Source organism: Deltaproteobacteria bacterium, from assembly GCA_016875395.1.
Lineage (GTDB): Bacteria > Myxococcota_A > UBA9160 > UBA9160 > UBA6930 > VGRF01.
Genome location: VGRF01000026.1, coordinates 41,344 through 66,149 on the forward strand (window position 1 = coordinate 41,344; position 24,806 = coordinate 66,149).

At 69.2% G+C, this 24,806-nt stretch carries 28 protein-coding genes; 14 read left to right on the plus strand and 14 right to left on the minus strand.

Annotated elements, in window-relative coordinates:
- Nucleotides 1-45: 45 nt before the first annotated feature.
- The 3 genes from FJ091_17350 to FJ091_17360 all read left to right on the plus strand — a co-directional run bounded on the left by FJ091_17350 (nt 46) and on the right by FJ091_17360 (nt 5,541).
- On the plus strand, nt 46-1,722 hold the full coding sequence (locus FJ091_17350; protein ID MBM4385121.1) for an acetyl-CoA carboxylase carboxyltransferase subunit: 1,677 nt from the start codon (nt 46-48) through the stop codon (nt 1,720-1,722).
- Nucleotides 1,722-4,460 (plus strand): biotin carboxylase, encoded by a 2,739-nt coding sequence (locus FJ091_17355; GenBank protein MBM4385122.1) that lies wholly within the window; start codon nt 1,722-1,724, stop codon nt 4,458-4,460. The genes FJ091_17350 and FJ091_17355 overlap by 1 nt, the downstream gene beginning before the upstream one ends.
- A gap of 139 nt (nt 4,461-4,599) precedes the next feature.
- Nucleotides 4,600-5,541 carry a nucleoside hydrolase gene (locus FJ091_17360; protein ID MBM4385123.1) on the plus strand — a complete coding sequence of 314 codons (942 nt, stop codon included), beginning with the start codon at nt 4,600-4,602 and terminating at the stop codon, nt 5,539-5,541.
- Nucleotides 5,542-5,597: 56 nt separating this feature from the next.
- On the opposite strand, the gene FJ091_17365 is transcribed toward FJ091_17360, so the two are convergent.
- Entirely contained in the window at nt 5,598-6,071 is a 474-nt protein-coding gene (locus tag FJ091_17365; protein MBM4385124.1) for a hypothetical protein, read from the minus strand.
- A 52-nt stretch (nt 6,072-6,123) separates the two neighbouring features.
- The gene (locus FJ091_17370) at nt 6,124-6,936 is read right to left on the minus strand and encodes a hypothetical protein (GenBank protein MBM4385125.1); all 813 of its coding nucleotides are present in this window, start codon (nt 6,934-6,936) and stop codon (nt 6,124-6,126) included.
- A 144-nt stretch (nt 6,937-7,080) separates the two neighbouring features.
- On the opposite strand from FJ091_17370, the gene FJ091_17375 reads away from it, so the two are divergent.
- Complete coding sequence (locus FJ091_17375; protein ID MBM4385126.1) at nt 7,081-8,964, plus strand: helix-turn-helix domain-containing protein; 1,884 nt, start codon at nt 7,081-7,083, stop codon at nt 8,962-8,964.
- Here the strand turns inward: FJ091_17375 and tatC are convergent.
- Complete coding sequence (tatC, locus tag FJ091_17380; protein ID MBM4385127.1) at nt 8,961-9,719, minus strand: twin-arginine translocase subunit TatC; 759 nt, start codon at nt 9,717-9,719, stop codon at nt 8,961-8,963. The two genes, FJ091_17375 and tatC, sit on opposite strands and share 4 nt — an antisense overlap.
- Nucleotides 9,720-9,722: 3 nt before the next feature.
- Nucleotides 9,723-10,028: a twin-arginine translocase TatA/TatE family subunit gene (locus FJ091_17385; GenBank protein ID MBM4385128.1), complete on the minus strand. Its 306-nt coding sequence runs from the start codon at nt 10,026-10,028 to the stop codon at nt 9,723-9,725.
- Nucleotides 10,029-10,148: 120 nt separating this feature from the next.
- Here FJ091_17385 and FJ091_17390 point away from each other — a divergent pair, with 120 nt between their 5' ends.
- Both FJ091_17390 and FJ091_17395 read left to right on the plus strand, forming a co-directional pair.
- Nucleotides 10,149-10,994, plus strand: coding sequence for a TIGR02281 family clan AA aspartic protease (locus tag FJ091_17390; GenBank protein MBM4385129.1), 846 nt, complete (start codon nt 10,149-10,151; stop codon nt 10,992-10,994).
- A gap of 5 nt (nt 10,995-10,999) precedes the next feature.
- A complete protein-coding gene (locus FJ091_17395; GenBank protein MBM4385130.1) occupies nt 11,000-11,551 on the plus strand; it encodes a hypothetical protein in 552 nt (183 codons plus the stop codon).
- Between the two features lie 222 nt (nt 11,552-11,773).
- Here the strand turns inward: FJ091_17395 and FJ091_17400 are convergent, their stop codons facing one another.
- A complete protein-coding gene (locus tag FJ091_17400) occupies nt 11,774-12,520 on the minus strand; it encodes an SDR family oxidoreductase (GenBank protein ID MBM4385131.1) in 747 nt (248 codons plus the stop codon).
- 68 nt (nt 12,521-12,588) lie between these two features.
- Between FJ091_17400 and FJ091_17405 the strand changes: the two genes are divergently transcribed.
- Nucleotides 12,589-13,281, plus strand: coding sequence for a CPBP family intramembrane metalloprotease (locus FJ091_17405; protein ID MBM4385132.1), 693 nt, complete (start codon nt 12,589-12,591; stop codon nt 13,279-13,281).
- Between the two features lie 21 nt (nt 13,282-13,302).
- Here FJ091_17405 and FJ091_17410 read toward each other — a convergent pair whose 3' ends face one another.
- From FJ091_17410 to FJ091_17425, 4 genes are all read right to left on the minus strand, one after another.
- Complete coding sequence (locus tag FJ091_17410; GenBank protein ID MBM4385133.1) at nt 13,303-13,914, minus strand: hypothetical protein; 612 nt, start codon at nt 13,912-13,914, stop codon at nt 13,303-13,305.
- Complete coding sequence (locus FJ091_17415; protein MBM4385134.1) at nt 13,911-14,300, minus strand: VOC family protein; 390 nt, start codon at nt 14,298-14,300, stop codon at nt 13,911-13,913. The genes FJ091_17410 and FJ091_17415 overlap by 4 nt, the downstream gene beginning before the upstream one ends.
- Nucleotides 14,301-15,218: an alpha/beta fold hydrolase gene (locus FJ091_17420; GenBank protein MBM4385135.1), complete on the minus strand. Its 918-nt coding sequence runs from the start codon at nt 15,216-15,218 to the stop codon at nt 14,301-14,303.
- 134 nt (nt 15,219-15,352) lie between these two features.
- Entirely contained in the window at nt 15,353-16,132 is a 780-nt protein-coding gene (locus FJ091_17425) for an enoyl-CoA hydratase (GenBank protein MBM4385136.1), read from the minus strand.
- A 54-nt stretch (nt 16,133-16,186) separates the two neighbouring features.
- Between FJ091_17425 and FJ091_17430 the strand changes: the two genes are divergently transcribed.
- Nucleotides 16,187-16,615: a nuclear transport factor 2 family protein gene (locus FJ091_17430; protein MBM4385137.1), complete on the plus strand. Its 429-nt coding sequence runs from the start codon at nt 16,187-16,189 to the stop codon at nt 16,613-16,615.
- Nucleotides 16,582-17,706, plus strand: a complete 1,125-nt coding sequence (locus FJ091_17435) for a M20/M25/M40 family metallo-hydrolase (GenBank protein ID MBM4385138.1) — start codon at nt 16,582-16,584, stop codon at nt 17,704-17,706. The genes FJ091_17430 and FJ091_17435 overlap by 34 nt, the downstream gene beginning before the upstream one ends.
- Before the next feature lie 16 nt (nt 17,707-17,722).
- Here FJ091_17435 and FJ091_17440 read toward each other — a convergent pair whose 3' ends face one another.
- Complete coding sequence (locus tag FJ091_17440; GenBank protein ID MBM4385139.1) at nt 17,723-18,085, minus strand: hypothetical protein; 363 nt, start codon at nt 18,083-18,085, stop codon at nt 17,723-17,725.
- A gap of 44 nt (nt 18,086-18,129) precedes the next feature.
- On the opposite strand from FJ091_17440, the gene FJ091_17445 reads away from it, so the two are divergent.
- The 5 genes from FJ091_17445 to FJ091_17465 all read left to right on the plus strand — a co-directional run bounded on the left by FJ091_17445 (nt 18,130) and on the right by FJ091_17465 (nt 21,301).
- Entirely contained in the window at nt 18,130-18,630 is a 501-nt protein-coding gene (locus FJ091_17445) for a GNAT family N-acetyltransferase (protein ID MBM4385140.1), read from the plus strand.
- A 15-nt stretch (nt 18,631-18,645) separates the two neighbouring features.
- The gene (locus FJ091_17450) at nt 18,646-19,134 is read left to right on the plus strand and encodes a hypothetical protein (protein MBM4385141.1); all 489 of its coding nucleotides are present in this window, start codon (nt 18,646-18,648) and stop codon (nt 19,132-19,134) included.
- Between the two features lie 144 nt (nt 19,135-19,278).
- Nucleotides 19,279-20,031, plus strand: coding sequence for a dienelactone hydrolase family protein (locus tag FJ091_17455; protein ID MBM4385142.1), 753 nt, complete (start codon nt 19,279-19,281; stop codon nt 20,029-20,031).
- Nucleotides 20,028-20,600: a TIGR00730 family Rossman fold protein gene (locus tag FJ091_17460; protein MBM4385143.1), complete on the plus strand. Its 573-nt coding sequence runs from the start codon at nt 20,028-20,030 to the stop codon at nt 20,598-20,600. The genes FJ091_17455 and FJ091_17460 overlap by 4 nt, the downstream gene beginning before the upstream one ends.
- Nucleotides 20,561-21,301 (plus strand): HAD-IA family hydrolase, encoded by a 741-nt coding sequence (locus FJ091_17465; GenBank protein MBM4385144.1) that lies wholly within the window; start codon nt 20,561-20,563, stop codon nt 21,299-21,301. Before FJ091_17460 ends, FJ091_17465 begins: the two co-directional genes overlap by 40 nt.
- A gap of 7 nt (nt 21,302-21,308) precedes the next feature.
- On the opposite strand, the gene FJ091_17470 is transcribed toward FJ091_17465, so the two are convergent.
- The 4 genes from FJ091_17470 to FJ091_17485 all read right to left on the minus strand — a co-directional run bounded on the left by FJ091_17470 (nt 21,309) and on the right by FJ091_17485 (nt 24,537).
- Complete coding sequence (locus FJ091_17470; protein ID MBM4385145.1) at nt 21,309-22,286, minus strand: RNA polymerase sigma factor; 978 nt, start codon at nt 22,284-22,286, stop codon at nt 21,309-21,311.
- Complete coding sequence (locus tag FJ091_17475; GenBank protein MBM4385146.1) at nt 22,286-23,113, minus strand: thioesterase family protein; 828 nt, start codon at nt 23,111-23,113, stop codon at nt 22,286-22,288. Before FJ091_17475 ends, FJ091_17470 begins: the two co-directional genes overlap by 1 nt.
- A complete protein-coding gene (locus FJ091_17480) occupies nt 23,110-23,448 on the minus strand; it encodes a hypothetical protein (GenBank protein ID MBM4385147.1) in 339 nt (112 codons plus the stop codon). The genes FJ091_17475 and FJ091_17480 overlap by 4 nt, the downstream gene beginning before the upstream one ends.
- A gap of 111 nt (nt 23,449-23,559) precedes the next feature.
- Nucleotides 23,560-24,537, minus strand: coding sequence for a DUF3137 domain-containing protein (locus FJ091_17485; GenBank protein ID MBM4385148.1), 978 nt, complete (start codon nt 24,535-24,537; stop codon nt 23,560-23,562).
- Between the last annotated feature and the right edge of the window lie 269 nt (nt 24,538-24,806).

Consider the following 24,806-nt stretch of genomic DNA (forward strand, 5'->3'; position numbering starts at 1 on the left):
TGCAGCGGAAGCGCAGGGCGAGGCGCCAGCTCGAAAGAAGAAGCGATGGATGCGCCCCTCGCGAAGTTCAGCCTAGAGAACCCGCTCGCGCCGCCTGCAGCAGCGGCCGCCGACAACAGCTCGCCGCACCCGTCGGCAGCGCTCTACGAGGAGGCGCTCGCGCTCGGCCGCGAGCTCACCGTGCGGCCCTTGCGCGGCGGTGGCCTCGCGCGCGTGCGCGTGCAGCACGCGAAGAACCGCATGACCGTGTTCGAGCGCATCAAGGTGCTCACGAAGAGCGAGCCGAACCTGATGTGGCAGAACTGGGGCCGCGCGCTCGACGGCGCCTCGCTGGTGACGGGCATCCTGCGCATCGGCGAGCGCGACGTCGCGGTCTACGGCCACGACTTCACCCTGCGCGCCGGCTCGATGGACTCCACCAACGGCGCCAAGCTCGCGCGGCTGATCACCATGGCAGCCGAGCGCGGCATCCCGCTGATCGGCATGAACGACTCCGCGGGCGCCTTCGTGCCTGCGGGCGTCGGCGGGCTCGACGGCTACAGCGAGGCCTTCGCCGCGCTGCGCCGCATCTCCGGCATCGTGCCCACGATCAGCTTGATGTTCGGATACAACGCCGGCGGCGGCGCCTATCTGCCGCGCCAAGGCTCGTTCATGATCCAGTGCGCGGACACGTTCATCGGCCTGACCGGCCCGGGCGTGGTGAAGAGCTCCCTCGGCGAGGACATCACCGCCGACGCGCTCGGCGGCCCCGGCGTGCACGCGCTGAACGGCGTGTGCGATCTCGTGACCACCGACGAAGTGGGCTCGCTGCGCACGGCGCTGCGCCTGCTCTCGTACCTACCGAACAACAACCGCGAGGGCGCGCCGTTCTCGCCCACGAGCGATCCGATCGATCGCTTCACGCTCGAAGAGGACATTCTCTTCCGCAAGACGTTCGACTCGCCGGCCGGCATGAACGCGCCGCTCGACGTGACGCTGTTCCTGCAGCAGATCGTCGACCACGGCGAGTACTTCGAGCTGCAGCCGCTGCGCGCGCGCAACATGATCACCGCGTTCGGGCGCATGGGCGGCCACGTGGCCGGCTTCGTCGCGAACAACTCGGCGGTGGGCAGCGGGCAGATCGACGTCGACGCGGCGCGCAAGGCCACCCGCTTCATCCGCTTCTGCAACGTCTACAACATCCCGCTGATCTTCCTCGAGGACGTGTCGGGCTTCACGCCGGGCCGCGAGCAGGAGTCGCGCGGGATCATCCTCGAAGGCCGCCGCTTGCTCGACGCGATCGTCGACGTTCGCGTGCCCTCGATGACGCTGATCATTCGCAACGCGTTCGGCGGCGCGTACGCCGCATACAACTCGCACTTCATCGGCGCCGACGCCGTGTTCGCGATGCCGCACGCGCGCATCGCCGTGATGGGCCCCGGCGGCGGGCGCGAGTTCGTGTTCAAGGACGAGATTCGCGCCCTCGACGACGCGTACCGCAAGGCGCTCGCGAGCGGCGCGTCCGAGGCCGAGGCGAAGCGCACGCGCGACGCGGCGCTGCTGAAGATCAACGAGCGCTACGAGCGCGAGCTGATGAACCCGAAGGAAGCGCTCGCGCTCGGCAGCGTGTCGCGCATCGTGCTGCCCGGCACGACGCGCCGCGTGCTCGGCGAGCACCTCGCCTTCCTGATGCGCACCTACCAGCCGTCGCCGATGGGCGGCGTCCAGCGGGAGTTCGAATAGTGCTGGATCAGAATCTCGTCCGCGGGCGCTTCGATCAGTCGGAGAGCGAGTGGCTGCGCTCGCTTTCGCTCACGCACTTGAAGGTGCTCGTGGTGTGCCGCGGGCCCGTGCGCATGGAAGCGTTCCAGGTCTTCGACCAGATCGGCGTGCGCGAGTACGGAATGCTCCTGTCGGAGAAGGACTCGGTCGTCTACCCGCGCTGCCTCGCGCCTGAGCTGCGCGCGTTCAAGTTCCCGAACAACGTCCACCGCGTTCAGGACTACATGGGCGCGGGCCAGGAGCAGAAGCAGAAGCGCATCCGCGAGATCGTCGCGATCGCGATGGATCACGGATACACGCACATCTTCGCGGGTTACGGCTTCATGGCCGAGGACGCGGAGTTCGTGGAAGCGATCGAGGCGGCCGGCGTCGGCTTCATGGGCCCCGCGTCGAGCGTGCTGAAGCGCGCCGGCGCGAAGGACGAGGCAAAGAAGCTCGCGCGCGGCCTCGGCAACGCGGTGATCCCGGGCATCGACGACGTGTCGGCGCGCGCGCTCGTCGCGAAGGCGAAGAACCGCGCGGGGCTCGAAGCCGCTGCGAAGAAGCACCGCCTCGGGTTCAAGTACGACGCGAAGCAGTCGCTCCACGAGAACGCGGAGCAGTTACTGCAGGCGGGCTACGCGCGGACCGCTGAGCTCGTGACGATCGCGGACTTGCAGGCGCAGGCCGAGGCGCAGTGCGCCGAGATCTGGGCCGAGTTCCCGAAGCACCGCATTCGCTTCAAGTACATCGGCGGCGGCGGCGGCAAAGGCCAGCGCGTGGTCGCGAAGCCCGAAGAAGTGGCGGCGGCCGTGATGGACGTGTGCGCCGAGTCGAAGGTGATCGAGAAGGGCTCGAACCGGAACTTCTTGATCGAGCTCAACATCGAGAAGACGCGCCACAACGAGATTCAGCTGATCGGCAACGGCGAGTGGTGCCTCTCGCTCGGCGGGCGCGACTGCTCGGTGCAGATGCACGAGCAGAAGCTGGTCGAGGTGTCGCTGACCAAGGAGCTGCTCGAGCACGAGCTGAAGAGCGCGAAGGGCGCGACGAAGAAGACGCTGCAGGGCGATCTCGAGTACCTCGCGCGCATGGAGGCCGAGAGCGAGAAGTTCGGCGCCGCGACCGGCCTCAACTCGGTTTCGACCTTCGAGTGCATCATCGAAGGCTTCAATCACTTCTTCATGGAGATGAACACGCGCATCCAGGTGGAGCACGTGGTCACGGAGCTCGCGTACCGGCTCAAGTTCACGAATCCGAAGAAGAAGACCGAGTTCTTCTACGTCGACGAGCTGATCGAGGCGATGGCGCTGCTCGCCGCGCACGGCCCGCGCGTACCGAAGCCCGAGCGCGTCGTCCGCAATCTCTCGGGCCTCGAAGTGCGCATCAACGCGACGAACGCGGCGCTGCAGCCGCACGCGGGCGGCCTGATCAAGATCTGGTCGCCGCCGACGAGCGGCGAGATTCGCTTCGACCAGGGCATCGGCCTGCGCAATCCCGACACGCGCTCGTTCGTCTACTACAACGTCGCGGGCGCGTACGACTCGAACATCGCGCTGCTCCTGTGCGCCGGCGACTCGCGGCGCGAGAACTACGAGCGCATGGCCGAGATTCTGCGCCGCACCGAGCTGCGCGGCGACGACGTGCAGACGAACCTCGAGGTGCACTACGGCCTGATCCAGTGGTTCCTCGGCCGCGGCGTGATGGCCGAGCCGACCACGCGCTTCATGACCTCGTACCTCGGCGCCGTCGGCGCGCTGCGCAAGACCGTCGACGACATCGACCTCGACCTCGCCTTCGATGCGATCGCGAAGAAGTCGGACAAAGAGGCGCGCGCCGCGCTCGACGCGAAGGAGACGCTGCTGAAGCGCCCTCTCGCGCGCTTGTTCGCGAACGCGCACGTGCTCGGCGGCTTCCTCGGACGCTTCGACGGCGAGCTGTGGGCGGTCGAGAACGGTAGGCCGCGCTTCGTCGCGAACCCCGTCCGCTTCCTCGAGGAGCTCTACCACTTCCTCGATCTCGAAGCGCGTGCCGACAAGCCGCCCGCGGAGCAGATCTGGGAGCACGACGCCGAGATCCTCGACGCCGCGCGCGCGTTCTACGCCGAAGTCGAGGCGCGCACCGGCGCCGCGGGCGCCAAGGAGCTCGACGCTCTGTTCGCGGGCAAGCCCAACAAGAAGCTGTGCGGCGGCGACGAAGCGCTCTGGCGCCGCTGCATCGCTTCGCACCGCGGCTTCCAGCTCGGTAGCGAGTTGTTACTGCTCGTGCCGCGCGCCGGCGCGAAGTCCGGGTTCCTCGGCATCACGGTCGACGACCAGCTGCAGCCCGTGTTACCGCCGCAGTTCCTCGACGCGAAGCACGCGGCCGAGCTCGCGCGCGCGCTCGCGCCGCCGCCGGCGGCCGCGAGCGACGAGATCGTCACGCCGATGGGCGGCACGTTCTACGCGCGCGAGGCGCCGCACCTACCGCCGCTCGTCGAAGAGGGCGGGCACTTCGAGGCGGGCCAGCCGCTGTTCGTGATCGAGGTGATGAAGATGTTCAACAAGGTGCTCGCGCCGTTCAGCGGCACCGTGGTGAAGAGCCTGATGGCGGGCAAAGACGGCAGCGTCGTGAAGAAGGGCGAAGCGATCTTCCGCATCGAGCCCGACGAGCGCCGCGAGCCGGAGACGCCCGAAGCCACCGCCGCGCGCCGGCGAGAGGCGACGCTGGCGCTGCTCTAGGGGGCGCCCAAGCCCCAGGGGCGCCCAAGCCCGGGGACGTTCCGCAAGTAAGTAAAGAAAGCCAGCTTTACTTTCTTTCGGAACGTCCCCGCTTCGGACCGCCTCGACGCGCCGCGCCCACTCCCGCACCGTCCGTCACATGCAGCCGACCCCCGTTCTCTTCGACACCGACATCTCCGGCGACGTCGACGACGCCGTCGCGCTCACGCTGCTGCTCTCGGCGCCCGAGCGGCTGCGCGTCGTCGCGATCACCACGGTCTCCGGCGACACGCGCGCCCGCGCTTGGGGTGCGGGGCGTCTGCTCGCAGAGGCGGGCCGCAGCGAGATCGATCTGTGCGCGGGCGTCGCGCAGCCGCTCGTGCGGCGCCGCGAGTATCCGATCGACATGGAGAGCTACGGCGACGGCCCCGCGGTCGCGATCAGCGCGGAGCCCGCGCCAGAGCGCATCGTGCGCGCCGCGCGCGAGGAGCCGGGCCTCGAGCTGGTGTTCGTCGGCCCGCTCACGAACCTCGCCCACGCGCTCGCGCTCGACCCGAAGCTGCCGAAGCGCGTCGCGCGGCTCACGATCATGGGCGGCCACATCCGCCGCGTCGCGATCGGCGAGAAAGTCGTGCCGCCCGGCATCGACTACAACCTGTGCAGCGACCCCGAGTCCGCGGTGATGGTGCTCGGCGCCGGCTTCAACACGCGGCTCGTTACGGCCGACGTGACGCTTCAGGTGTGGATGACCGAGGCGCAGCGTGCCGCGTTCGCCGCCTCGCCGCGCGCGGTGCCGCGCATCCTCGCGCGCCTGATCTCACGCTGGACGCCGCGGCAGATCGAGCTGTTCACGGGAATGGGCGGCACGCTCGCGCCCGACAACGCCGCGTTCCTGCACGATCCGCTGACGGTTCTCTCGCTCGTCGACGAGAGCACGCTCGGCTTCGAGCGCCTGCACATCGTGCCCACGATTCAGCGCGGAGTGCTGCGCACGATCGAAGTGCCGCCCGCGCTAGCGCTCGGCGCCGAGATCGAGTGCGCGATGCGCGTGGATGCGGTGCGCGCGAGGGACGAGATCGTGGCGCGCGTGCTGCGATTGTAGGGACTGAGGCCGCACAGCCGGGCGGCGCGGTCGCACGCGCCGCCCGGCTCGCTAGATCAGCGCCCGCACGATGAGCTCGCAGAGGCTGCAACGAGGGCAGCCCTCTGCGTCGCCGTAATCAGTCCGCTTGTGACGAACGTCTGGGACGCCCGGGATACGCATGAGACGTACTGACCGTGGTTCTTCCACGGAAGCGTCGACCCTGATGGCCCCGCGCAAGGGCAGAGTTGCTCGAGAGGGGGTGCGGTCGAACCGAAGATCTCCGCGCTCGCGAGAGCCGAAAAAGGTGCCGAAGGGGAGGAGCCCCCGGCCACAAGTACTCGCCCATCATGCAGTGCCGCGCCGTAGAGAGCCGCTCGCGGTTCCGCCATCGAAGCCATCGATGACCACACACCCAAGCTCGAATCGAAGATCTCCACAGATGACTTCACCACTGTCCCCTCGAAGCCGCCCGCCACAAGAAGGCGTCCGTCGGGGCGCAGGACGGCCGCGTGGCCCGCGCGCGCATCTGCCATGGATGCTGCAGCCACGAACGAATTGGTGGACGGGTCGAAGAACTCGCTGCTGGACTGCGCCGCCGACTCAGCGAATCCGCTCCCCCCCAACGATCAGCACGCGCCCATCCCCGAGCCGGGTCGCGGTGTGATAGGTCCGGATCGTCGTCATCGGGCCGACAGACATCCACGAATTCGAAACCGGGTCGTAGACTGCCGCAGTATTGGTGCTGACGTAAGGAACGATCCCGCCGGTCACCAGCACGCGGCCGTCTGCGAGCAGGACGCCGAAGCCTCCAGTCTTCGCTTCCGGTGGGGATGCTGCGGGAGAGAATGCTCCGGTCGCGGGATCGAAGATCTCCGCGGAGGCGAGGTAGTTAAAGTTGCTGCTTCGGCCACCAGATATCAGCACGCGTCCGTCGGAAAGGACAACGGCCGTGTGATTCATCCGGGGAACCGACATCGACCCCGTAGATGTGAATCCCTCGACGCTCGGGTCGAAAATCTCGGCGCTTGCTGTGTGCCCTTCCGCATAACCGGACGCAGAGTTCCCACCCGCCAGCAGAATGCGCCCATCCGTGAGAAGCGTGGCTGTGTGATCCCATCGAGGGACCGACATGGAGCCTGCTGAGCTCCACGTGCCCGATGAAGGGTTGAAGATCTCGGCGGAGGCTCTTGCGATCGTCCCGTTGGGCCCGATGTCTCGTCCTCCGGCAACGAACACCCTTCCATCACTGAGCGTGACTGCGACACCGCCGTGCCAGGAGTCCAAGAGGCGCGTCTCGCTCATCGATCCGGTCGACTGCCAGCCTTCGACCGCGCTCGCAGGAACGCCAACCCAGAGGATCGCGCCGGCAATTGAGACCGACGCACTTCGTCGCCAGAAAGAGGCAGAGGTCATAGGTCATAGTCCTTCGTTGTTTGCTTCGAAGCACAGCGCTTCGCGCAGCGCCACCCTATGACGCTCTCAGGTAGAAGTTCGGGTAGTTGTCGGCGGCATCGCGATACAGTCGAAATGGGGCCGCTGTAGAGAGGCGACGACGGGGTGGCGAAGACAGATCGAGTCGCGGGCGCAATTCGCCGGCGACGTTGGGCCGAGGTGTCGGAACTTCTGACGATGGAAGCGGGGCCACTCGCCGCTCAGGGGCGATTCGATGCGATCGAACGGTGGGTCTCGACCATCCCAGAGGAAGTACTCCTCGAGGACCTCGCCTTGTCCTATTGGGGCGGTATCGCCGTTCTCACGCGAGCGCCTGCTCTGGCGAGAGATCGCTTCCGGCGAGCGTTCGATTTGTCGCGAGCACAGCACGACGACCTCGGCGCATGGAGGTCGCTCGCTGCGCTCTGCGAGGCTGAGATCTTCGTCTATCGCGATCTGCAGGGGTTGGACGAAGTGCTCTCGTGGATGACACCCGATCGCGAGCAGGGGCTCGATCGCCTTCCGAGACTCATCCGGGCTCCGATCGTGTGCGGCGTCCTGATGGGCCTCGCATTCCGACAGCCGAATCATCCTCGAATCGAAGATTGGAGAACGCGCGCCGAGAAGCTGGTCGAGGAGGATCCCACCGCGGAGATCAGCGGGCGCCTGGCGTTCGCTCTTGTTACGAACGCGACGTGGCGGGGTGACCTGGCTGGCGCTTCCCTCACGCGCGAACGGTTTCACGCAGCCCGACGAGTTGGCCCATCCTCACCACAGCTTTTGGTGCTGGAGCACTTGGTGGATGCGACGCACTACCTCCACACCGGCGAGATCGCCGCAGGCCACGGAGCCATACACGCGGGGTTGAAGGCGTCAGAGATGAACGCGGTGCACATTTGGGACGGCGTTCTGCGCTGCCATGGTGCGTCGATTGCGTGTAGCGCTGGCGATCTGGCAGGCGCTCGCGCCCATCTCGAAGCGCTGACGCCGTTGCTTGCAACTGCCCTTCCGATCGACGAGAGCTATCGGCGCGGGATGCTCGCCTGGATTCGTTTTCTCGAAGATCAGGGTGCCGGCGTGGTCAGCGACTGTGGTCAGTCGATTCAGTCTGCAGATGTGAAGGGCGTCCCCTACTTCCAGGGCGTGTGCAGGGTCGGCTGCGCGTTGATGTTGCACCACGCAGGCGAGCGCGAAGCCGCGTGGGAAGCGCTCAATCGCGGCGCCGAGTTCGCGCGCGACCTCGGGAATCGTCAACTCGAATGGGCGTCGCTGCTCTTTCGTGCGCACATGCACTATCGCGAGAGGGACGCTCTGAAGGGCGATGCGGCGCTGATCGCGGCAATGCGAATTGGCCACTCCTACCGCTACCGACACTTCTTCATGTGGCCGGGAGAGATCATCCGCGACCTCATCGACAGGTGCTTCTTACTCGACGAAGAAGTCGAAACCGCAGCGGATCTTGCTCGCTTCCATCGCATGCGGCCCCCCTCGCAGTACGCCCGATCGGACCGGTGGCCCTTCGATGTTCGCATCTTCACGTTCGGCCAGCCGCGCATTCAGCTCGCAGACGGACGCGAGATCGCACTGTCGAGCCGCGCGCCACGTCAGGCTGAGTTTCTCGCGTCGCTGATCGAGCGAGGCGGGCGTCCCGTGCGTCTACAAGAGCTGGCGGAAGAGCGAGAGGTTACGAGCCGGGCAACAGCGGCAGCGAAGACCGATGCTCGCCTGAATGCAGTCAAGCAGACGATCCATGGTTTGAGGAAAGTCCTGGGTAAGCATCTCGAGCAGAAGAACGGTGCGGTCCGATTGAACCCTGAGACCGTTTGGGTGGACGCTCTGAGTCTCCGGCAGCTGCAGCGGAGCGCGAGCGATCCGCGGGGCAGCGAGCGCTGGGCCCACCGCTACTACCACGGCACCTTCATGCAAGGCGTTCCAGGGAGCGACACGATCGATCGGCTTCGGACGGACTTCGATCAGCTCATTTCGGCGCGGCTGCGCGCCTCGCGTTAACGCGCCGCCACCGCGCTCTTCTCTTCGCTCTTCGCCCGCGGCGTCACCACCCACGCCACCGCGACACCGAGCAAGTAAAGCGCGATGAGCGGGCCCGCGAGCAGCGTCTGCGTCACGACATCGGGCGTCGGCGTCAGCACGGCCGCAATCACGAACGAGACGAGCACGGCGTACTTGGTCCAGCCGAACAGCTGCCGCGGCGTCACGATTCCGGAAAGCGCGAGGAAGAACACCACGACAGGCATCTCGAAGCACACGCCGAAGGCGAGGATCAGCTGGGTTGTCAGGGAGAACACCTCGCGCATCGCCCACGAAGGGTCGACGAAGTCGGAGCGGAAGCTCGCGAAGAACGAGAACACTTTGGGGAACACGAGCTGGTGCGCGAACAGCGCACCGCCCGCGAAGAGGGCGGTGGAGACGGCGACGAAGGGCAAGGCCGCCTTCTTCTCGGAGGGGTAGAGGCCCGGCGCGATGAAGGCCCAGATCTGCCAGAACACCACCGGCGCCGCGGCTACGAAGCCCACGAGAAGCGCGGTCTTCAGGTACGTGAAGAAGATCTCGGCGGGCGAGATCGCCTGCAGCTTGCCGCCGTCGGGACCGAGCGCGGTGATCGCGGGCTCGAGCAGCGCGCGGAAGATCTCTTCGCTGTAGAACCACGCTGCCGTGGTCGCGAGCACCCACGCGAGCAGGATCTTGCCGATGCGCCCACGCAGCTCCGCGAGGTGCTCGGTCAGCGGCAGCGCCTTGTCGTCCATGTGTTAGGCGCTCGGCCCGTTGCCCTTCTCTGGCGCGGGCGTCGTGAGCGGAGGCGTCGGGACCTCCGTGGTCGTGCTCGCCGGGAGCGGCGCCGCGGCGACTTCGTCTGCCGGGCCGCGCGGCGGCGCGGGCGGCGGCGGCGGCTGATCCGCCTCCATGATCGAGCGGCGCAGATCGTTCGAGGCGCGCCGAAACTCGCCGAGGCTCTTGCCGAGATTGCGCGCGAGCTCGGGCAGCTTGTTGGGCCCGAACACCAGCAGTGCGATCACGAGGATCAGCGCCATTTCGCCGAAGCCGAGGTTGAACACGGCGGCGAAGCTAGCCCCGCCGCTTCGGCGACGAAACCGAGCCTGCGCGCCCGTTGCGCACGGGCTGCACTCGCGCTGCGCAACCTCAAGCGCGCGCGCAACGGGGCCGATGTCGCTGCGATGCGTTTCCGTGCGCACATCGCCACTGCTGCGCTCGCCGCGAGCTTCGCGACCCTCGCGAGCGCGGAGATTTATCGCTGGGTCGACGGCGAGGGTCGGGTGCACTTCACGCAGAACCTCTCGCAGGTGCCCGCGCACGCGCGCGCCGAAGCGGAGCGCACTGCGCGCAGCGAGTCGCCGCGCCGCACGCCGGCGGCGACGGTGGCGAGCGCGCCCGGCGAGTTCGCCGCCTCGCGCACGCGCGGGTTTCGCAGCGGCGCCCAGATCAAGTTCGAGAAGCAAGGCAACGCGATGCTCGTGTACGTGCGCATCAACGACGCGGTCACCGCTCCGTTCCTGGTCGACACGGGCGCGAGCGATGTCGTCGTGCCGGCGCACGTGGCCGACGCCGCAGGCATTCACGTCACCTCCGATACGCCGCGCGAGGTCTACACGACGGCGAACGGCACGATCGAGTCGCCGGTCGTCACGCTGTCGAGCGTCGAAGTGGGCGACGTGCGCGTGGAGAACGTGCGCGGCTCGCTCAGCGACTTGATGAACGTGGGCCTGCTCGGCGGGAGCTTTTTCAACAACTTCACGTTCCAGATCAACCCCGGCGAGAGCGTGATCACGCTCTTCCCGAACGAGCACGTCCGCGCAGGCGGAAACGCCGAGGAGTGGCGCGAGCGCTTCGGTGGCCTGCGCCGCGACCTCGCCGCGCTCGATCGACACCTCTCGAACGGCGTGCTGCTCGACCAAGTGCGCGCTGCAGACCTCGCGCGGCGCCGCGCCGAGATCGCCGCCGAGCTCGAGGCGCTCGAAGACGAGGCGAATCGAGCGGGCGTGCCCGCGGCATGGAGGGAGTGATCGTGATGCGGGCCGTCCTTCTCGCGAGCTTGCTCTGGCTCCTGTACGCCGCGAGCGCCGAGGCAGAGATCTTCCGCTGCAAGGGACCCAACGGCGAAGTGCGCTTCACGAGCGATGCGTCGAAGTGTCCGCACGCAGCGCCGCACGCCGCGAAGGACGGTTCGTTCCAGAAAGTCGAAGCGGCCTCGGCGCCGCTCGCGTCTGCTCGCCCCGGCTCGATCACCGCACCGCGCCGCGCCTCTCCTGCGGCAGCCGCAACGACTGCCGCAGCCGAAGCGAGTTGGCGCAAGAAGAAGAGCGACGCCGTGCAGAGCGTCGCGGACCTCGAGATGGCGCGCGCCCACGCCCTGCAGGCCGTCAAGTGGTGCAACAGGGGCTACGGCGTCAATCGCGAGAACGAACGCACGGGGCTGCGCGAAACCGTCCCGTGCGACCAAGTCGACGAAGAGTTCGCAGAGATCGAGCGACAGCTCACCGCCGCCCGCGACTACCTAACAACCGGCCTCGAAGAAGAATGCCGCACGAGCGGCTGCCTCCCGGGGTGGATCCGGGAGTGAGCCCGGCTGCCGCGAGCGGGTGGGAATGCCAAGCAGGCCTGGCTGGCTGACGCGCCGCAGCGAATGCTGGGACGACCTCGGAGACGAACGATCCTCCAGAGCGGGTCGGCCGAGGCTGCAAGCGAAGCGCGCAGCATTCGCCGGAGTCTTCGGAGGCGAATGCGAAGTAAACAAGGGAAACCGTGAACCTCGTGGTCGCTTCACACCTGCATCTCGGCAGACCTAAGACGTCAGATTTACCCCGTTGAGCCCGATCGTTTGGCCGGTGAGCCAGCTTGCTTCGATCGATGCGAGGAAGACGCACGCGGCGCCGACGTCGTCCGGCGTGCCGAGGCGGCCGACCGGCACCGTCTTCGCGAGCGCCGCCGTCACGTCGCTGCCGCCCGCGTTCGACATCAGGCCGAGCGCGAGCGTGTTCGCGGTGATGCCGGCGCTCGCGTTCTCGAGCGCGATGTGGCGCATGAACGCGATCTGCCCGCCCTTGCCCGCGGCGTAGGCGGAGACGCCCATCGCGAGGCCCGCTTGCCCCGCGCCCGAGGCAATCGTGACGATTCGCCCGAAGCGCCGCTCGCGCATGCCGTCGAGCACGGCGCGAATGCAGTTCATCACGCCGTAGATGTTCACGTCGATGTAGGGGCGCCACGCCTCGGGCTGCGTGGTGCGGAACTGCGCGACGCCGATGCCGTCGGGGATGCCGGCATTGTTCACGAGCGTGTCGATCGCACCGATCTCGCTCGCGACGCGCGCGACGCCAGTTGTTACGGCCTCGAAGCTCGTCACGTCGAACGGCGCTGCGATCGCGCGCGCGCCCGCGGCGCGAATCTCCCCCGCCACCGCCTCGGCGCGCTCGGGGCGCAGATCGTTCACCGCAACCGCTGCGCCCTGCTTCGCGAGAGCGCGTGCGATGCCCGCGCCCTGGTTCTGCCCCGCGCCGGTGACGAGCGCGACGCGCCCCGTGAGCTCGAACATGTGAGAAGCTCCTCGCCTCGAGCGCGCGACGGTGGCACGCGCGCAATGCCGTCGCGAGGAGTTCGCGCATGGAGTCGACTGCGCCCTGGCTCGTGCTCGCGCTCGTCTACGGCGGCACGACGCTGCTCGTGAGCCCGGCGAGCCGCGTGCTCGGCGCGCCCTACGGCCTGCGCGCGGGAATTCTCGGCAACGCGCTGCTCTGGGTTCTGTGCGCCGCGGCGCTCGCGATCGCGCTCGCGTGGCAACAGCTGCCTCTCGCTGCGCTCGGTCTCTCGAACCTCGCTCCGGCCTCGCTCGTTCGAGCGGCGCTGCTCTTCGCGTTGCTGCGCTGGATCGCCGTGCCGCTCAGCCTGCGCGTCGTCTCCGCGCTCGGCCTCGGCGGCTTTGGCGCAGGCATCGAGAGGCTGCTCGCACTTCCGCTCGCCTACCGTGTCTTCGCAGTCATTACGGCGGGCGTCGTCGAAGAGACGCTGTTCCGCGCCGTCGCACTCGCCGAGCTCGCGGAGCTCGGGGCGAGTCCGCTCGTGGCCGCGGTCGTTTCGACGCTCGTGTTCGCGATTCTCCACGGGCCGTTCTGGGGAGCTGGCGCCGTCGTGTCCCTCACGCTCACGAGCGCCGTGCTCACGCTGTTCTTTCTCTGGACGAACGACCTCGCAGCAAACGCGCTCGCACATTCGCTCACCGACGCGAGTGCATTCGTGATCGCACCGCTGCAAGCGGAGCGCGCAGCGAGGCGCAGCCGAGTGAAGTCGACGCGCTAGCGGCGGCGCGGGCGAGCGGGTTCAGCCGCGCAGCTGACGCTGCCGCCAGCCCGCTGTGGTGAGCACGACCGCGATTCCCGCGAGCTCGACGAGCGAGCCGACGCGCAGGCCGAGTACTTCACGAGACGTCGCGATGTCGAAATGATGAAACGACGCGGCGCGCACGACGACGAAGGCGAGGATGGCGAGTGCGCCGGCGACGGCGAGGCGCACCGGAGGGGATGTCCGGCGCGCCGTCCAGAGCGCAGCAATCGCAGCAGCGGCGCCGGCGAGCGCGATGCAGGCGATGAACACGAACTGCACGCCGCGCCGCTCGCCGTACCACCCGCCGCTGCGCGCCGCGATGCGGCCCAGCTCGGTGAGAGCGCTCTGTAGGTCGAGCTGCTTGTTCACGCCGAGCGCCGCGAGCAGCGCGGCGAGCATCTGCCAGATGCGACTCTCGCGCCGCAGCATTTGCGCGCTCAGGAGCGCGGGCCCGATGCGCTGAGCCGCTCCGTAACAACTCCACGCCGCGGCGAAGTAGCCGAGCGTCGCGAGCCAACCCGCGGCGGTGGGGTCGCCGATGCCCGGCGACCAGCTGCCGATCCAGCCCGCGCCGTCACGCGCCATCGCGCTGAGCGCGAATCCGCTCACGCGCGGCGCCCGATCAAGTCCCAGCGGTTGCCGTACAAGTCCTCGAACACCGCCGCCGTTCCGTACGCCTCGTCGTGCGGCGCCACCACGAACTTCACGCCGCGGGCGACGAAAGCGTCGTGATCGCGCCAGAAGTCGTCGGTGTTGAGGAACAAGAACACGCGGCCGCCCGTCTGGTTGCCGATGCGGCTCGCCTGCTCGGGGTTCACCGCGCGCGCCAGTAACAAGTCTGCGCCGCCGGGGCCGGGCGGGCGCATCACCACCCAGCGCTTCTCGCCGCCGAGCGGCGTGTCCTCCACGAGCGCGAAGCCGAGCGCGCGCGAGAACCACGCGATCGCCTCGTCGTAGTCGCGCACCGCCAGCGCGAGCTGCGCGAGCGTGAGCATCTAAGCGGCCTTGCCCGCGCGCCGCAGGATCACACTCGCGAGGTCCGCGCTCGCGTCCTCCTGCACGAAGTGCCCCGCGCCCGCGATGCGATCGAGCGTGGAGCCGGGCACGAGCGAGTGCCAGCGCTCCGCCCAGCTCCACGTGAACACTTCGTCAGCATCGCCGAAGGCGAAGTGCACGGGCCGCGGATAGGCACGCAGCGCATCGAAGCAACGCTGCTGATCGCGTGCGTTTCCCGCCTCGGGCTCGCCGAAAGGGATGCAGAACGGGAAGCGCCGCGCCCCGGCTTTGCTCGCGGCGCCGCTGAACGGCGCGTCGTAGGCACGCGTGAGCGCCGCGAGATCGTGTCCGGGGCGGCGCATCGAGCCCGCGACGATGCGGCCCGTCGGCATGTCGCCGCCGAGCCGCGCGGGATCGGTCGCCGCCGCGCGCCAGCCGCGAATCCCCGGCGAGTACTCGAAGCCCTCGTGGTGCAGCCACGTATTCGCGACGACGAGACGCTCGAAGCGCTCGGGCATGTCGACGGCCTGCCGGAGCCCGATCGGTCCACCCCAGTCTTGGCACACGAGCGTGATGCGCTGCAGATCGAGCGCTTCGATCACGAAGCGCATCATCTCGCAGTGGCGCTCGATCACGTACCAGGTGTCGTCCGTGACCTTGTCGCTCTTGCCGAAGCCGACGAGGTCGGGCGCGACGCAGCGGTAACCCGCCGCCACGAGCCGAGGGATCACGTTGCGATAGAGGTACGACCAGCTCGGCTCGCCGTGCAATAACAACATCACGGGCGCGCCGCGCGGCCCCTCGTCGAGGTGATGCACGCGCAGCCCGCGCCAGTCGAGCCAGTGCGGCGCGAAGGCGTAGCCCGGGAGGTCGCGAAAGCTCGCGTCAGGCGTGCGGACGAAGCTCGGCGTGCTCATCTGCAACCTCCAACTCTCGCATCTACCCGAACGCAGCCCGACAGCGGATCAGCCGCGACGCGCAGCGTCGCCGACTGCATCCGCCGTGCTCTGCGCCCGCGCCATCTCCCGCAACCCGCTCGCGCTCACTCGGGCTAGCGCCCCTTGAACTGCGGCTTGCGCTTCTCCACGAACGCGCGCATCGCCTCGGCGGTGTCCTGCGTGCCGCCGGTGACGGTCTGCGCCATCGCCTCCCAGTGCAAGGACTCGCCCATGCTCATCGTGAGCCCGCTCGTGATCATGCGCTTCGTCATCTGCAGCGCGATCGGCGGCCCGGCGGCGAGCTTCGCGGCCCACTCACCCACGAACTTGTCGAGCTCGGCGTCGGGCACGACGCGGTTTACGATGCCGATCCGCTCCGCTTCCTTCGCGGACACGATCTCCGCGAGCAGCGCCAGCTCCTTCGCCTTGTGAATGCCCACGAGGCGCGGCAGCAGCCACGAACCGCCGAGATCGATCGAGAGGCCGCGCTGCGCGAAGATTTCCGAGAAGCGCGCGCTCTCGCCGGCCACGATCAGGTCGCAGCCGAGCGCGATGTTGAGCCCGGCGCCCACCGCCACGCCGTTCACCTTCGCGATGCACGGCTTCGTGATCTCGTGCAGCGCGAGCCCGATGGAACCGAAGTGATGCATGCGGTCGAGCTGGTGGCGCGGGTCGCTGCCACCCGCCGTCAGGTCCGCGCCGCCGCAGAACGCATCGCCCGCGCCGGTCAGCACCATCACGCGATCCGTCGCGCTCGCGCGCACTTCGCGGAAGGTGGCGAGCAGCTCGTCCCACATCTTCCCGTTGATCGCGTTCTTCTTCTCGGGCCGGTTCAGCGTGACGGTCACGATGCCGTCGTCGCTGCGTTCCACGATGATCGTCTCGAGCTTCATCTCGGTCTCCGTGTGAGGCGTGCGATGATGGCACGACTCGCACGGAGGTTCTCGATGCCCGCCTTCCCCCGTTCCGAAGTCGAAGCCGCCTACAAGAACTTCATCGCAGTCGGCGACTCGGGTGACTGGAGCGCGTGGGCCGATCTGCACAGCGAGGACGGCGTCTGGATCGAGCATCACCTCGGCACGTTTCGAGGGCGCGAGGCAATTCGTGCGGCGATCACACGCGTGATGAAGCCGGTGCCGATGATGACGTTCCCGGTCGCGTGGCACGCGATCGAGGGCAACCGCGTCGTCTACTACCCGTGGCAGGTGATGCCCGATCCGAAGGGCGGCAGCGAGGTCTACCGCTTCGGCTGCGTGACGATCCTCGAGTACGCGGGGAACGGGCTCTTCAGCCTGCAGGAAGATCTCTACAACCCGAAGGAGGGCGAGGAGGTGATGAAGCGCTGGGCCGCGGCGGGCGGGAAGTTCGCGCGGTGAGGCGCACGCAAGCCGTCGCGCTGGCGATCGCCCTAATCACTGCGAGCGCCGAGGCGCGCGAGCTGAGCGCGCGCGAGCAGCTGGCGCGCGAGATCTACGAGCAGCTGATCGAGACCGACACGACGCAGAGCACGGGCTCGACGACGCGCGCGGCCGAGGCGATGGCGAAGCGGCTGCGCGCCGCGGGCGTGCCCGAGCGCGACGTGCACGTGCTCGGGCCAGAGCGCAAAGGCAACCTCGTTGCGCGGCTGCGTGCGCGCGGCGAGCCGAAGCAGAAGCCGCTGCTGCTGCTCGCGCATCTCGACGTCGTGGAAGCGAAGTTCGCGCTGCAGGCCGCGGAGAAGACGAGCATGAACTTCGAGCTCGTCGCGCGCGACAAAGGCGGCCACAGCTCGCGTCCCGCGCCGGGCAACGCGATCTATCGCCTCGCCGCGGCGCTCGGGCGCGTCGACGCGCTCGCGTTCCCTGCGCAGCTGAACGAGGTGACGCGCGCGTACTTCGAGCGCCTCGCGCGCATCGAGAGCGGCGCGAACGCGCGCGCGATGGCCGCGATCGCGAAGAATCCGCGCGACGACGCCGCGGCGAACCAGCTCGCCGCGCATCCGACCTACAACGCGACGCTGCGCACGACGTGCGTCGCGACGCAGATCAGCGGCGGCCATGCACCGAACGCGCTGCCGCAGGAGGCGCGCGCGCTGGTGAACTGCCGCGCGCTACCGGGCCACGAACAGGCGGACGTGGAACGCGCGCTCGTGGCTGCGGTCGCCGATGCGAGCATCGAAGTCACCGCAACCCGCAAGCGCGAGTCGAGTGCGCCCGCGCGCGTCGACGCGAAGTTCCTCGCCACGGTGACGCGCATCTCGAACGCGATGTGGCCCGGCGTGCCTGTCATTCCGACGATGGGCACCGGCGCGACCGACTCCACCTACTTCCGCCTCGCCGGCATCCCTGCGTACGGTGTCTCGGGCCTGTTCGACGACATCGACGACTACCGCGCCCACGGCCGCGACGAGCGCCTCGGCGTCGCGCAGTTCTATGACGGGCTCGAGTTCCTGCGCCGCCTCGTGCACGAGTTGGCCGTGCGCGACTGACACCCGCGGGATTGCGTTACTCCGTGACGAGCAGCTTGGCCGCCGCCAGCGCGAACACGCAGCAGCCCGCGAACGAGATCAGCCAGCCGAGCGCGCCCGCATAGCACCAGCTCATCACCCGCCACCAGCGCTCGGGCGGGATCGCGCCGTGAAGGCGCGTTGGGTGCAGCCACCAGCGCGGCGGTAGCTCGCCTGCGGCGACGAGTACGCGGCGCAGCTCGACGTGGTACCAGAAGCCCGTCGGCAAACCGAGCACGAGGCCCGCGCCGATGAGCCAGAGCGCGGCGACGAGCAGCGACTCGATGCCGGCGAGGCTCCACGCCAGCGCAGCGCCGCCGAGCAGCGCGACGAAGGCGAGCACGAGCAGCGCTTCGAGCATGCGCGGCGTATCGGCTCGCGCGCGCCGCGGCCTAATCTGCGCGCATGCTGACCACAGAGCGCCTCGAGCTTCGCCCCATCGCGCGCGCCGACCACGCGCGCCTGCTCGCGATCTTCCGCGACCCGTACGTGCGCCGATATCTGTGGGACTCGGTGATCTGCACGCCCGCCGAAGTCGAGGACGTGCTCGCGCAGAGCGAAGCCGCCTTTCGCGATCACGGCGTCGGCATCTTCGGCGTCGCCGTTTGCGGCGCGAGCGAGCTGATCGGCTTCGCCGGCGCGCGCCCCACGAAGAACGGCGAGCTCGAGCTGATCTACGGCCTTCTGCCCGAGCACTGGGGCCGCGGCTTCACGGACGAAGCCTCGCGCGCCGTGCTCGCCCTCGCGTTCGAGCGCGGCCACGCGCGCGTCTGGGCGGGCACCGACACCGAGAACAAGGCGAGCGAGCGCGTGATGCAGCGCCTCGGCATGCGCTTCGACCACCGCGTCACGGTGAACGGGCTGCCGCAGATCTACTACGTGCTGGATCGGGAGAGCCGCGTCTAACAACACGACGCCCCGGTGGAGATCACCTCCACCGGGGCGCGTGCAGTGAGAAGCTGCGAGGTGCTGGGCTCAGCGACCGCGTCGATCCAGCCGGCGGTCGATGCGCGCGCCCTTGCGGTCGAGGCGGCGATCGATGTGCTCGCCGCGTCGATCGAGGCGGCGGTCGATGCGGTCGCCCTTGCGGTCGAGGCGCTCGGCGCGCAGCTCGCGGCCGTTCGCTTCGGCGGCGTCAGCGCGTCGATCGAGGCGGCGGTCGATGCGATCGCCCTTGCGATCGAGACGCTCTTCGATGCGATCCCCCTTCTTGTCGAGGTGCTCCTCGATCGCGTCGCCGTGATCGGCGAAGGCGGCACTGGCGAGGAAGAGGCTGGCGAAGGCTGCGGCGGTCAGGTGAAGAGGCTTCACGGTGGGCTCCTGGGTCTCGTTGGGTTGGTTGGGATGGTTTCGAACTCGATGCCTCCTTCAACGCGCCGCCTCGCCGCGGGTTGCGCGGCGTGCGGTTAGAGTTCGCTTTCCGGCGCACGAGCCGGCAAAAGGAAGTGGAGGCGGCGATGGCGTCACGGACTCTCGGAGTTGCCTGCTCGTTGCTGGCGAACGCGGCGATCGCGCATCCGGGCCACGGAGCGAGTCCCGCCGCGAGTTGGCTTCATGGTCTCGAGCCGTCTCATCTCGTTCCCGCACTCCTGCTCGCCGCCAGCGCCCTCGTCTTTGCTTGGAAACGCATCGCCGCTCGTGAGCGCCGCTAGCCCGCTGCGCATCGGCGAGCTCGAGGCGCTCGAGCTGCGCCCGGAGCGCGCCGAGACGTACTTGTTATTGGCGCATGGCGCGGGCGCCGGCATGCGGCACGCGTTCATGGAGGCGATCGCCGCGGCGCTCGCGGAGCGCGGCGTCGCGACGCTGCGCTTTCAGTTCCCGTGGATGCAGCGCGGCGAGAAGCGCATCGACGCGCCGCCGCTGCTGCACGCCGCCGTGCGCGACGCGTTCGCAGAAGCGCAGCGCCGCGCGGGCGCGCTGCCGCTGTTCGCGGGCGGGAAGTCGCTCGGCGGGCGCATGACTTCGCAGGTCGCCGCGAAGGGCGCGCTCGCGACTGCGCGCGGCATCGTGTTCCTCGGCTTCCCGCTGCACCCCGCCGGCAAGCCCGGCACGGAGCGCGCCGCGCATCTGCGCGAAGTCGCGCAGCCGATGCTGTTCGCGCAGGGCACGCGCGACGCGCTCGCCGAGCTCGCGCTGCTGCGCCCCGTCGTGGCGGCGCTCGGCTCGCGCGCGCGGCTGCATCTCGAGGACGACGCGGACCACGCGTTTCACGTGCGCAAGAAGTCGGGGCGCGACGACGGGGCGGTGATCGCGTCGCTCGCGGACGCGGTGCGGAAGTTCACGCGAGAGCTGGAGAGCGAGCGATGAAGTGGGTGTGCGTGTTCTGCGGCGCGCGCGAAGGCGCGAGCGCCGCCTACGCGGAGGCGGCGCGCGCGTTCGGTGCGCTCGTCGCCGCGCGCGGCCTCGGACTCGTGACAGGCGGCGGCGCGCTCGGTCTGATGGGCGTCGTCACCGACGCCGCGCTCGCGGGCGGTGCGAGCGTCGTGGGCGTGATTCCCGCGTCGCTCGTCGACCGCGAAGTCGCGCACGTGCGGCTCACGGAGCGCGTCGTGGTGCGCGACATGTTCGAGCGCAAAGGCGAGATGATGCGCCGCGCCGACGCGTTTCTCGCGCTGCCCGGCGGCATGGGCACGCTCGACGAAATCACCGAGGTGCTCACGTGGACGCAGCTCGGTCTGTTCGCGAAGCCGTGCGGCCTCGTGAACGTGAGCGGCTACTGGGACCCGCTGCTCGCGATGCTCGACCGCGCCGTCGCGCAGGGCTTCCTCTCGCACGAGCACCGCGCGCTCACGCAGGTCGACAGCGACGCCGCGCGCCTTCTCGATCGCTTCGCCGCGTGGCAGCAGCCGTCAGCGTTCGCGGGCTCGCGCACGTGAGTCTCCCGCGCGCGCTGCTCTTCGATCTCGACGACACCATCCTGCGCGAGAGCGCGGGGGACGAGAACTTGTGGGCAGAGCTGTGCGACGCGTACGCGCCTCGCGCCGGCGTCGCGAGCGCAATGCTGCACGCCGCGGTGCTCGCTGCGCGCGATTCGTTCTGGGACGACCCGGTGCGCGAGAAGCGCGGGCGCCTCGCGATGCCGTGGGCGCGCCGCGCCGTCGCCGAGGCCGCGTTCCGCCGCCTCGCGTTGCGCGATCTCGCGCTCGCGCACGCGCTCGGCGACGCCTTCACGCGCACGCGCAGCGAGCGCATGCACTTCTTCCCCGGCGCGCGCGAGGCGCTCGTCGAGCTGCGCGCGCGCGGGCATGCGCTGGCGCTCGTGACGAACGGCGGCGCGGTGTTTCAGCGCGAGAAGATCGTGCGCTTCGAGGTGGCGCCGCTCTTCGACGCGATCTTCGTAGAGGGCGAGCTCGGTTTCGGCAAGCCCGACCCGCGCGTCTTCCAGCGCGCGCTCGCCGCACTGCGCGCCGAGCCGACCGAGGCGCTGATGACCGGCAACGACCTGCGCTCCGACATCTTCGGCGCGAAGCGCGCAGGCATCCCCAGCGTGTGGGTCGACCACGCGCGTGCGGGTGTGCCCGCGAGCGCGCCCGCGCAGCCGGATCGCGTGGTGAGGGCGATCGCGGAGCTGCTCTGACGCGCGGCTAGTAGTGCTCCCCCGCTGCCGGCGTCGGGTACCGATACAGCCCGGTTCGCACCCGGATCCCTAATTCCTCTCCGATCGCGCGCATGGTCTCCGGGCAGAACGCGTAGCCGCGCAGGCGCGCGATGCGACTCTCGTGCTCGTCGATACGCATCACCTGCTCCAGCGCCTCGCGACCGCGGCGCGTGACGAAGCCCAGCGCAACGGGCTCGCCGCCGACGAGCGCGAGCTGCATGCGCGGCGCCTCGTACTGCAACTCCGCGGGCCACTCGGCGTGACCTTGCAGCGCTGCGTGGAACCAGCTCTGGCGCGTGCGGAAGTTGTCGCTGCCGTACTCGAGCCCGCAGCCGACGTTCTCGACCTGGCCGCCGTCCTGCATCAACGCCAGGAGCGCCTCCAGGTCGGCGGCGTTGTAGGCGGCGACGAACGCGTCGACGAGCTCGCGCGAGGTGCGCGGCCTTCGCGGCGGCGCTTCGTCGCGAAGACGCTCGCGCCCGCGATGCAGCGCAGCCTTCACTGCGCCGACGCTGGTGTTCAGAGTGGCCGCAATCTCTTCGAGGCTCAGCTCGAACGCTTCCTTGAGCACGAGCGCTGCACGCTCCTGCGGCGCGAGGCGCTGGAGCAGCGCTGCGCTCGCATCGCGCAGCTCGTCCACGCGAGGCTTTGCGGAGGGCTCAGGCGCTGCGAGCGCCGCCTCGCGCGCTTCGAGCTCGCGCCGCCGGGCCGCGTCGATCCACGAGTTCGAGGCGACCCGTAACAAGTACCCGCGCGGGTTCGCGATCTCGTGATGGATGCTGCCGAGCGTCGCGAACGCGCGCAGCAGCGTGTCCTGCACGAGGTCCTCCGCGTCCCAGAGATTGCCCGTGAGCCGCCGGCAGTAGCCGTGTAGCGCGGGACGCAGCGGCGCAGTGAGGTCGACGTAGCGGTGCCAGGCCGCACGCAGCTCGTCGCGCAGCGCGCCGGGAAGCTCGTCCGCCATCAGCGCATCTCCCCCACGAGCGCCTCGCTCGTCACGGTCGCGACCAGCGCGCCATCGCGCGCGAACAGCTCGCGCGTTCCCACCGCGCGCCCGTCCGAGGCGACGCGCGAGCTCGCGCGCAAGAGGAACCAGCCCTCGGGTCGCAGCGCGCGCTGGAGGCGCACGGCGTGCGTGCGAAAACACAGCGCGGCGTAGTCGAATCGCTCGCCGATGCGGCGCTCGAACTCCCAGTGCGCGTAGTAAGTGGCGAGGAATACGAGCGCTGCCTGCTCGAGGTGGGCAGCGCGCGGCAGCGGCGCGCGCAGCTTCAGCCACGTCACGTGGTCGCTCGATTCACCGCGCGCGCGATCGGGGCGCAGTGCGCTGACGCGCCGGTACTCGACGGCGCCAGCGGCATACGCCTCGGGCCAGCCCTCCTTGCGCGCGTACTCGACCGTGGCCGGCAGCGACTCGGGATCGGGCAGGCCCGAAGGCAACGCCGCGTCCTGATAACTCACGCCACTCGCCGCGGGAGCGAGCCACGCGGTGGCGCGGCACAGCGGGGAGTCGCCAGCAACGCGAACTTCGCTGCACGTTCTCTCGCGGAGCAGGGGCTCGACGCGGAGCGCGAGCGGCTCGTCAGGCGGAAGCGGCGCCAGCCAATCCGCGCGCAGCGAGGCGAGCCGCGCGTTCTCGTCGTGCGCGAGCACCGCCAGCGCGCAGCGCGCGAGGAGGTCGCCGTGCTGCGCTTCGCCGAAGTGATCCTGGAGCGTGGCCTCGAACCCGCCGCCGGAGCGCGGCGCGATGCGGAGCCACTCGCCGAGACGCTCGTTCGGCGCGCCGCTCACTCCCACACCTCGCGCACTTCGTTCACACCGGGGATGAAGCGCAGCCGCCTCGCCCACGCTTCCGCGTCGTCGCGGCTCGCGACTTCGATCAGGTAGGCGCCGCCGAGCTGAGCACACAGCTCCGCCGAGGACTTCGCGCAGTACGAGCCATCGGGCTCGCGCACGACCGAGCGCGCTTCGTCGGCGGGGCGCAGCCGCCAGCTCGCGAGGAAGTGCTTCCCCGCACGCAGCTCGCGCTCGCACGCCTCGTGCGCCGCCATCACGCGGGATTGCTCGGCGCTCGAGAGCGCGGCCCACGCTTCGTCGTCGCTGCTCATCAAGATGACGAACCTCACCGCGCGCCTCCTTGCGAAACGCCCCACGATGACACGACGGACGAGGAGGCCGCGGGGATACGCGCAATTGCGGATGGCCGGGCTGGCCGCGACGCGCGGCGGGGCGGCCTGCTACGCCGCGGGCTTCTTCGCCCAGATGCGCGTGTTCAGGTCCAGCTCGTCGACGATGCTCGTCGCGAACAGCAGCTCGCCCGCCCACTTGCGAATGTCGTCGAGCATGAGCGGCTTGTGAGCGTTGATGGCGAGGAAGTCGCCGGGCAGCGGGATCGCGACGTAGACGCGGCCACCGAGGAAGCCGAGGCGGAGCTTCGAGCCGGTGTTCGCGCCGAATGCGGCGATGCGCTGCATCAAGCTCGGCGAGAGCAGGTAGCGCGCCTCGGTCGGGTCGGTGCTGCGCACGGTGAAGGCGCGCTCGAAGGCGGGGTCTTCGAGCTCGACGAGTTGCATGCCGCTCGCGCCGCTCGCGAGGGACTGGAACGCGCGTCCGAAGGTGCCGAGCGCGCGCTCGGCGGTGTCGGGCAGCACGACGGTTTGGCTGCGGAACGACTTGTTGAAGTCGGCGACGAAGAAGATGCCGTCGAACACGACGCGCGTGCGCGTGCCGTTCTTCGTCTTCTCGACGTGCTTCACATGCAGCTCGCAGAAGCGGAACGCGGTCGCACCGTGTTTGCCGGTGACGAGGTCTTCGCCCGCGTAGCGATTGAAGCTCTCGCCCGCGAACAGGCGGCTCGCGTCGAACTCGGCCTGCGCGATGTGCCCGCGCTGCTTGTAGTCGAAGCTCGGATCCCAGAAGCGCACCACCGGCTCGAGGATCTGGCTGCGCACGAGCGGCGATGCCGTGTCGGGAACCTTCAGCTTGCGCGCGGCCTCGACGACCCACGGAAGCGCAGCGAGCACGATCAGCAGGGCGAACTGCTTCGCGAAGATCGCGAGCGCGAAGCCCGCGACGGAGCCTGCGACTTTCCACGCGGCCGGCACCGCGAGGGCATCGCGCCGCGCCTGCACCTTGCGCCGCTCGTCCTCGATCGCCCGCATGCGCGGCACGATCTGCTCGCGCAGGAACGCGTCGAACTCCTCGGGCGACTTCATCGCGCGGGCTCGCGGCTACTTGCCTTGGTGACCGCGGAATCGTCCCATGACGTCGGGCACCGCGTCGTGGCCCTGCGGCGCTTCGAAGAACTCGCGTGGCTTGTAGCCGAGCACGGCGGCGAACACGTTCGTCGGGAACATCTGACCTGCTGGCCGATTCTCGGACCGACTGATTCTTGAGAGAGAATGGCTTCCGACGGAAAGGAAGCCCCCATGAAGAAGAGTCGGTTTACGGAAGAGCAGATGGTGAAGATTCTGCGCGAGGCGGA

Bases quoted from the DNA above. Each gene is read 5' to 3' on its own strand.
- FJ091_17415 (MBM4385134.1), bottom strand. From the start codon at position 14,300: ATGCTCACGCTCGCGCAGCTCGCGCTGGCGGTGCGCGACTACGACGAG.
- FJ091_17445 (MBM4385140.1), top strand. From the start codon at position 18,130: ATGCTGACCACAGAGCGCCTCGAGCTTCGCCCCATCGCGCGCGCCGAC.
- FJ091_17460 (MBM4385143.1), top strand. From the start codon at position 20,028: ATGAAGTGGGTGTGCGTGTTCTGCGGCGCGCGCGAAGGCGCGAGCGCC.
- FJ091_17350 (MBM4385121.1), top strand. From the start codon at position 46: ATGGATGCGCCCCTCGCGAAGTTCAGCCTAGAGAACCCGCTCGCGCCG.
- FJ091_17395 (MBM4385130.1), top strand. From the start codon at position 11,000: ATGCGGGCCGTCCTTCTCGCGAGCTTGCTCTGGCTCCTGTACGCCGCG.
- FJ091_17455 (MBM4385142.1), top strand. From the start codon at position 19,279: ATGGTCTCGAGCCGTCTCATCTCGTTCCCGCACTCCTGCTCGCCGCCA.
- tatC (MBM4385127.1), bottom strand. From the start codon at position 9,719: ATGGACGACAAGGCGCTGCCGCTGACCGAGCACCTCGCGGAGCTGCGT.
- FJ091_17360 (MBM4385123.1), top strand. From the start codon at position 4,600: ATGCAGCCGACCCCCGTTCTCTTCGACACCGACATCTCCGGCGACGTC.
- FJ091_17430 (MBM4385137.1), top strand. From the start codon at position 16,187: ATGCCCGCCTTCCCCCGTTCCGAAGTCGAAGCCGCCTACAAGAACTTC.
- FJ091_17485 (MBM4385148.1), bottom strand. From the start codon at position 24,537: ATGAAGTCGCCCGAGGAGTTCGACGCGTTCCTGCGCGAGCAGATCGTG.
- FJ091_17370 (MBM4385125.1), bottom strand. From the start codon at position 6,936: ATGACCTCTGCCTCTTTCTGGCGACGAAGTGCGTCGGTCTCAATTGCC.
- FJ091_17400 (MBM4385131.1), bottom strand. From the start codon at position 12,520: ATGTTCGAGCTCACGGGGCGCGTCGCGCTCGTCACCGGCGCGGGGCAG.
- FJ091_17470 (MBM4385145.1), bottom strand. From the start codon at position 22,286: ATGGCGGACGAGCTTCCCGGCGCGCTGCGCGACGAGCTGCGTGCGGCC.
- FJ091_17405 (MBM4385132.1), top strand. From the start codon at position 12,589: ATGGAGTCGACTGCGCCCTGGCTCGTGCTCGCGCTCGTCTACGGCGGC.
- FJ091_17390 (MBM4385129.1), top strand. From the start codon at position 10,149: ATGCGTTTCCGTGCGCACATCGCCACTGCTGCGCTCGCCGCGAGCTTC.
- FJ091_17420 (MBM4385135.1), bottom strand. From the start codon at position 15,218: ATGAGCACGCCGAGCTTCGTCCGCACGCCTGACGCGAGCTTTCGCGAC.
- FJ091_17425 (MBM4385136.1), bottom strand. From the start codon at position 16,132: ATGAAGCTCGAGACGATCATCGTGGAACGCAGCGACGACGGCATCGTG.
- FJ091_17440 (MBM4385139.1), bottom strand. From the start codon at position 18,085: ATGCTCGAAGCGCTGCTCGTGCTCGCCTTCGTCGCGCTGCTCGGCGGC.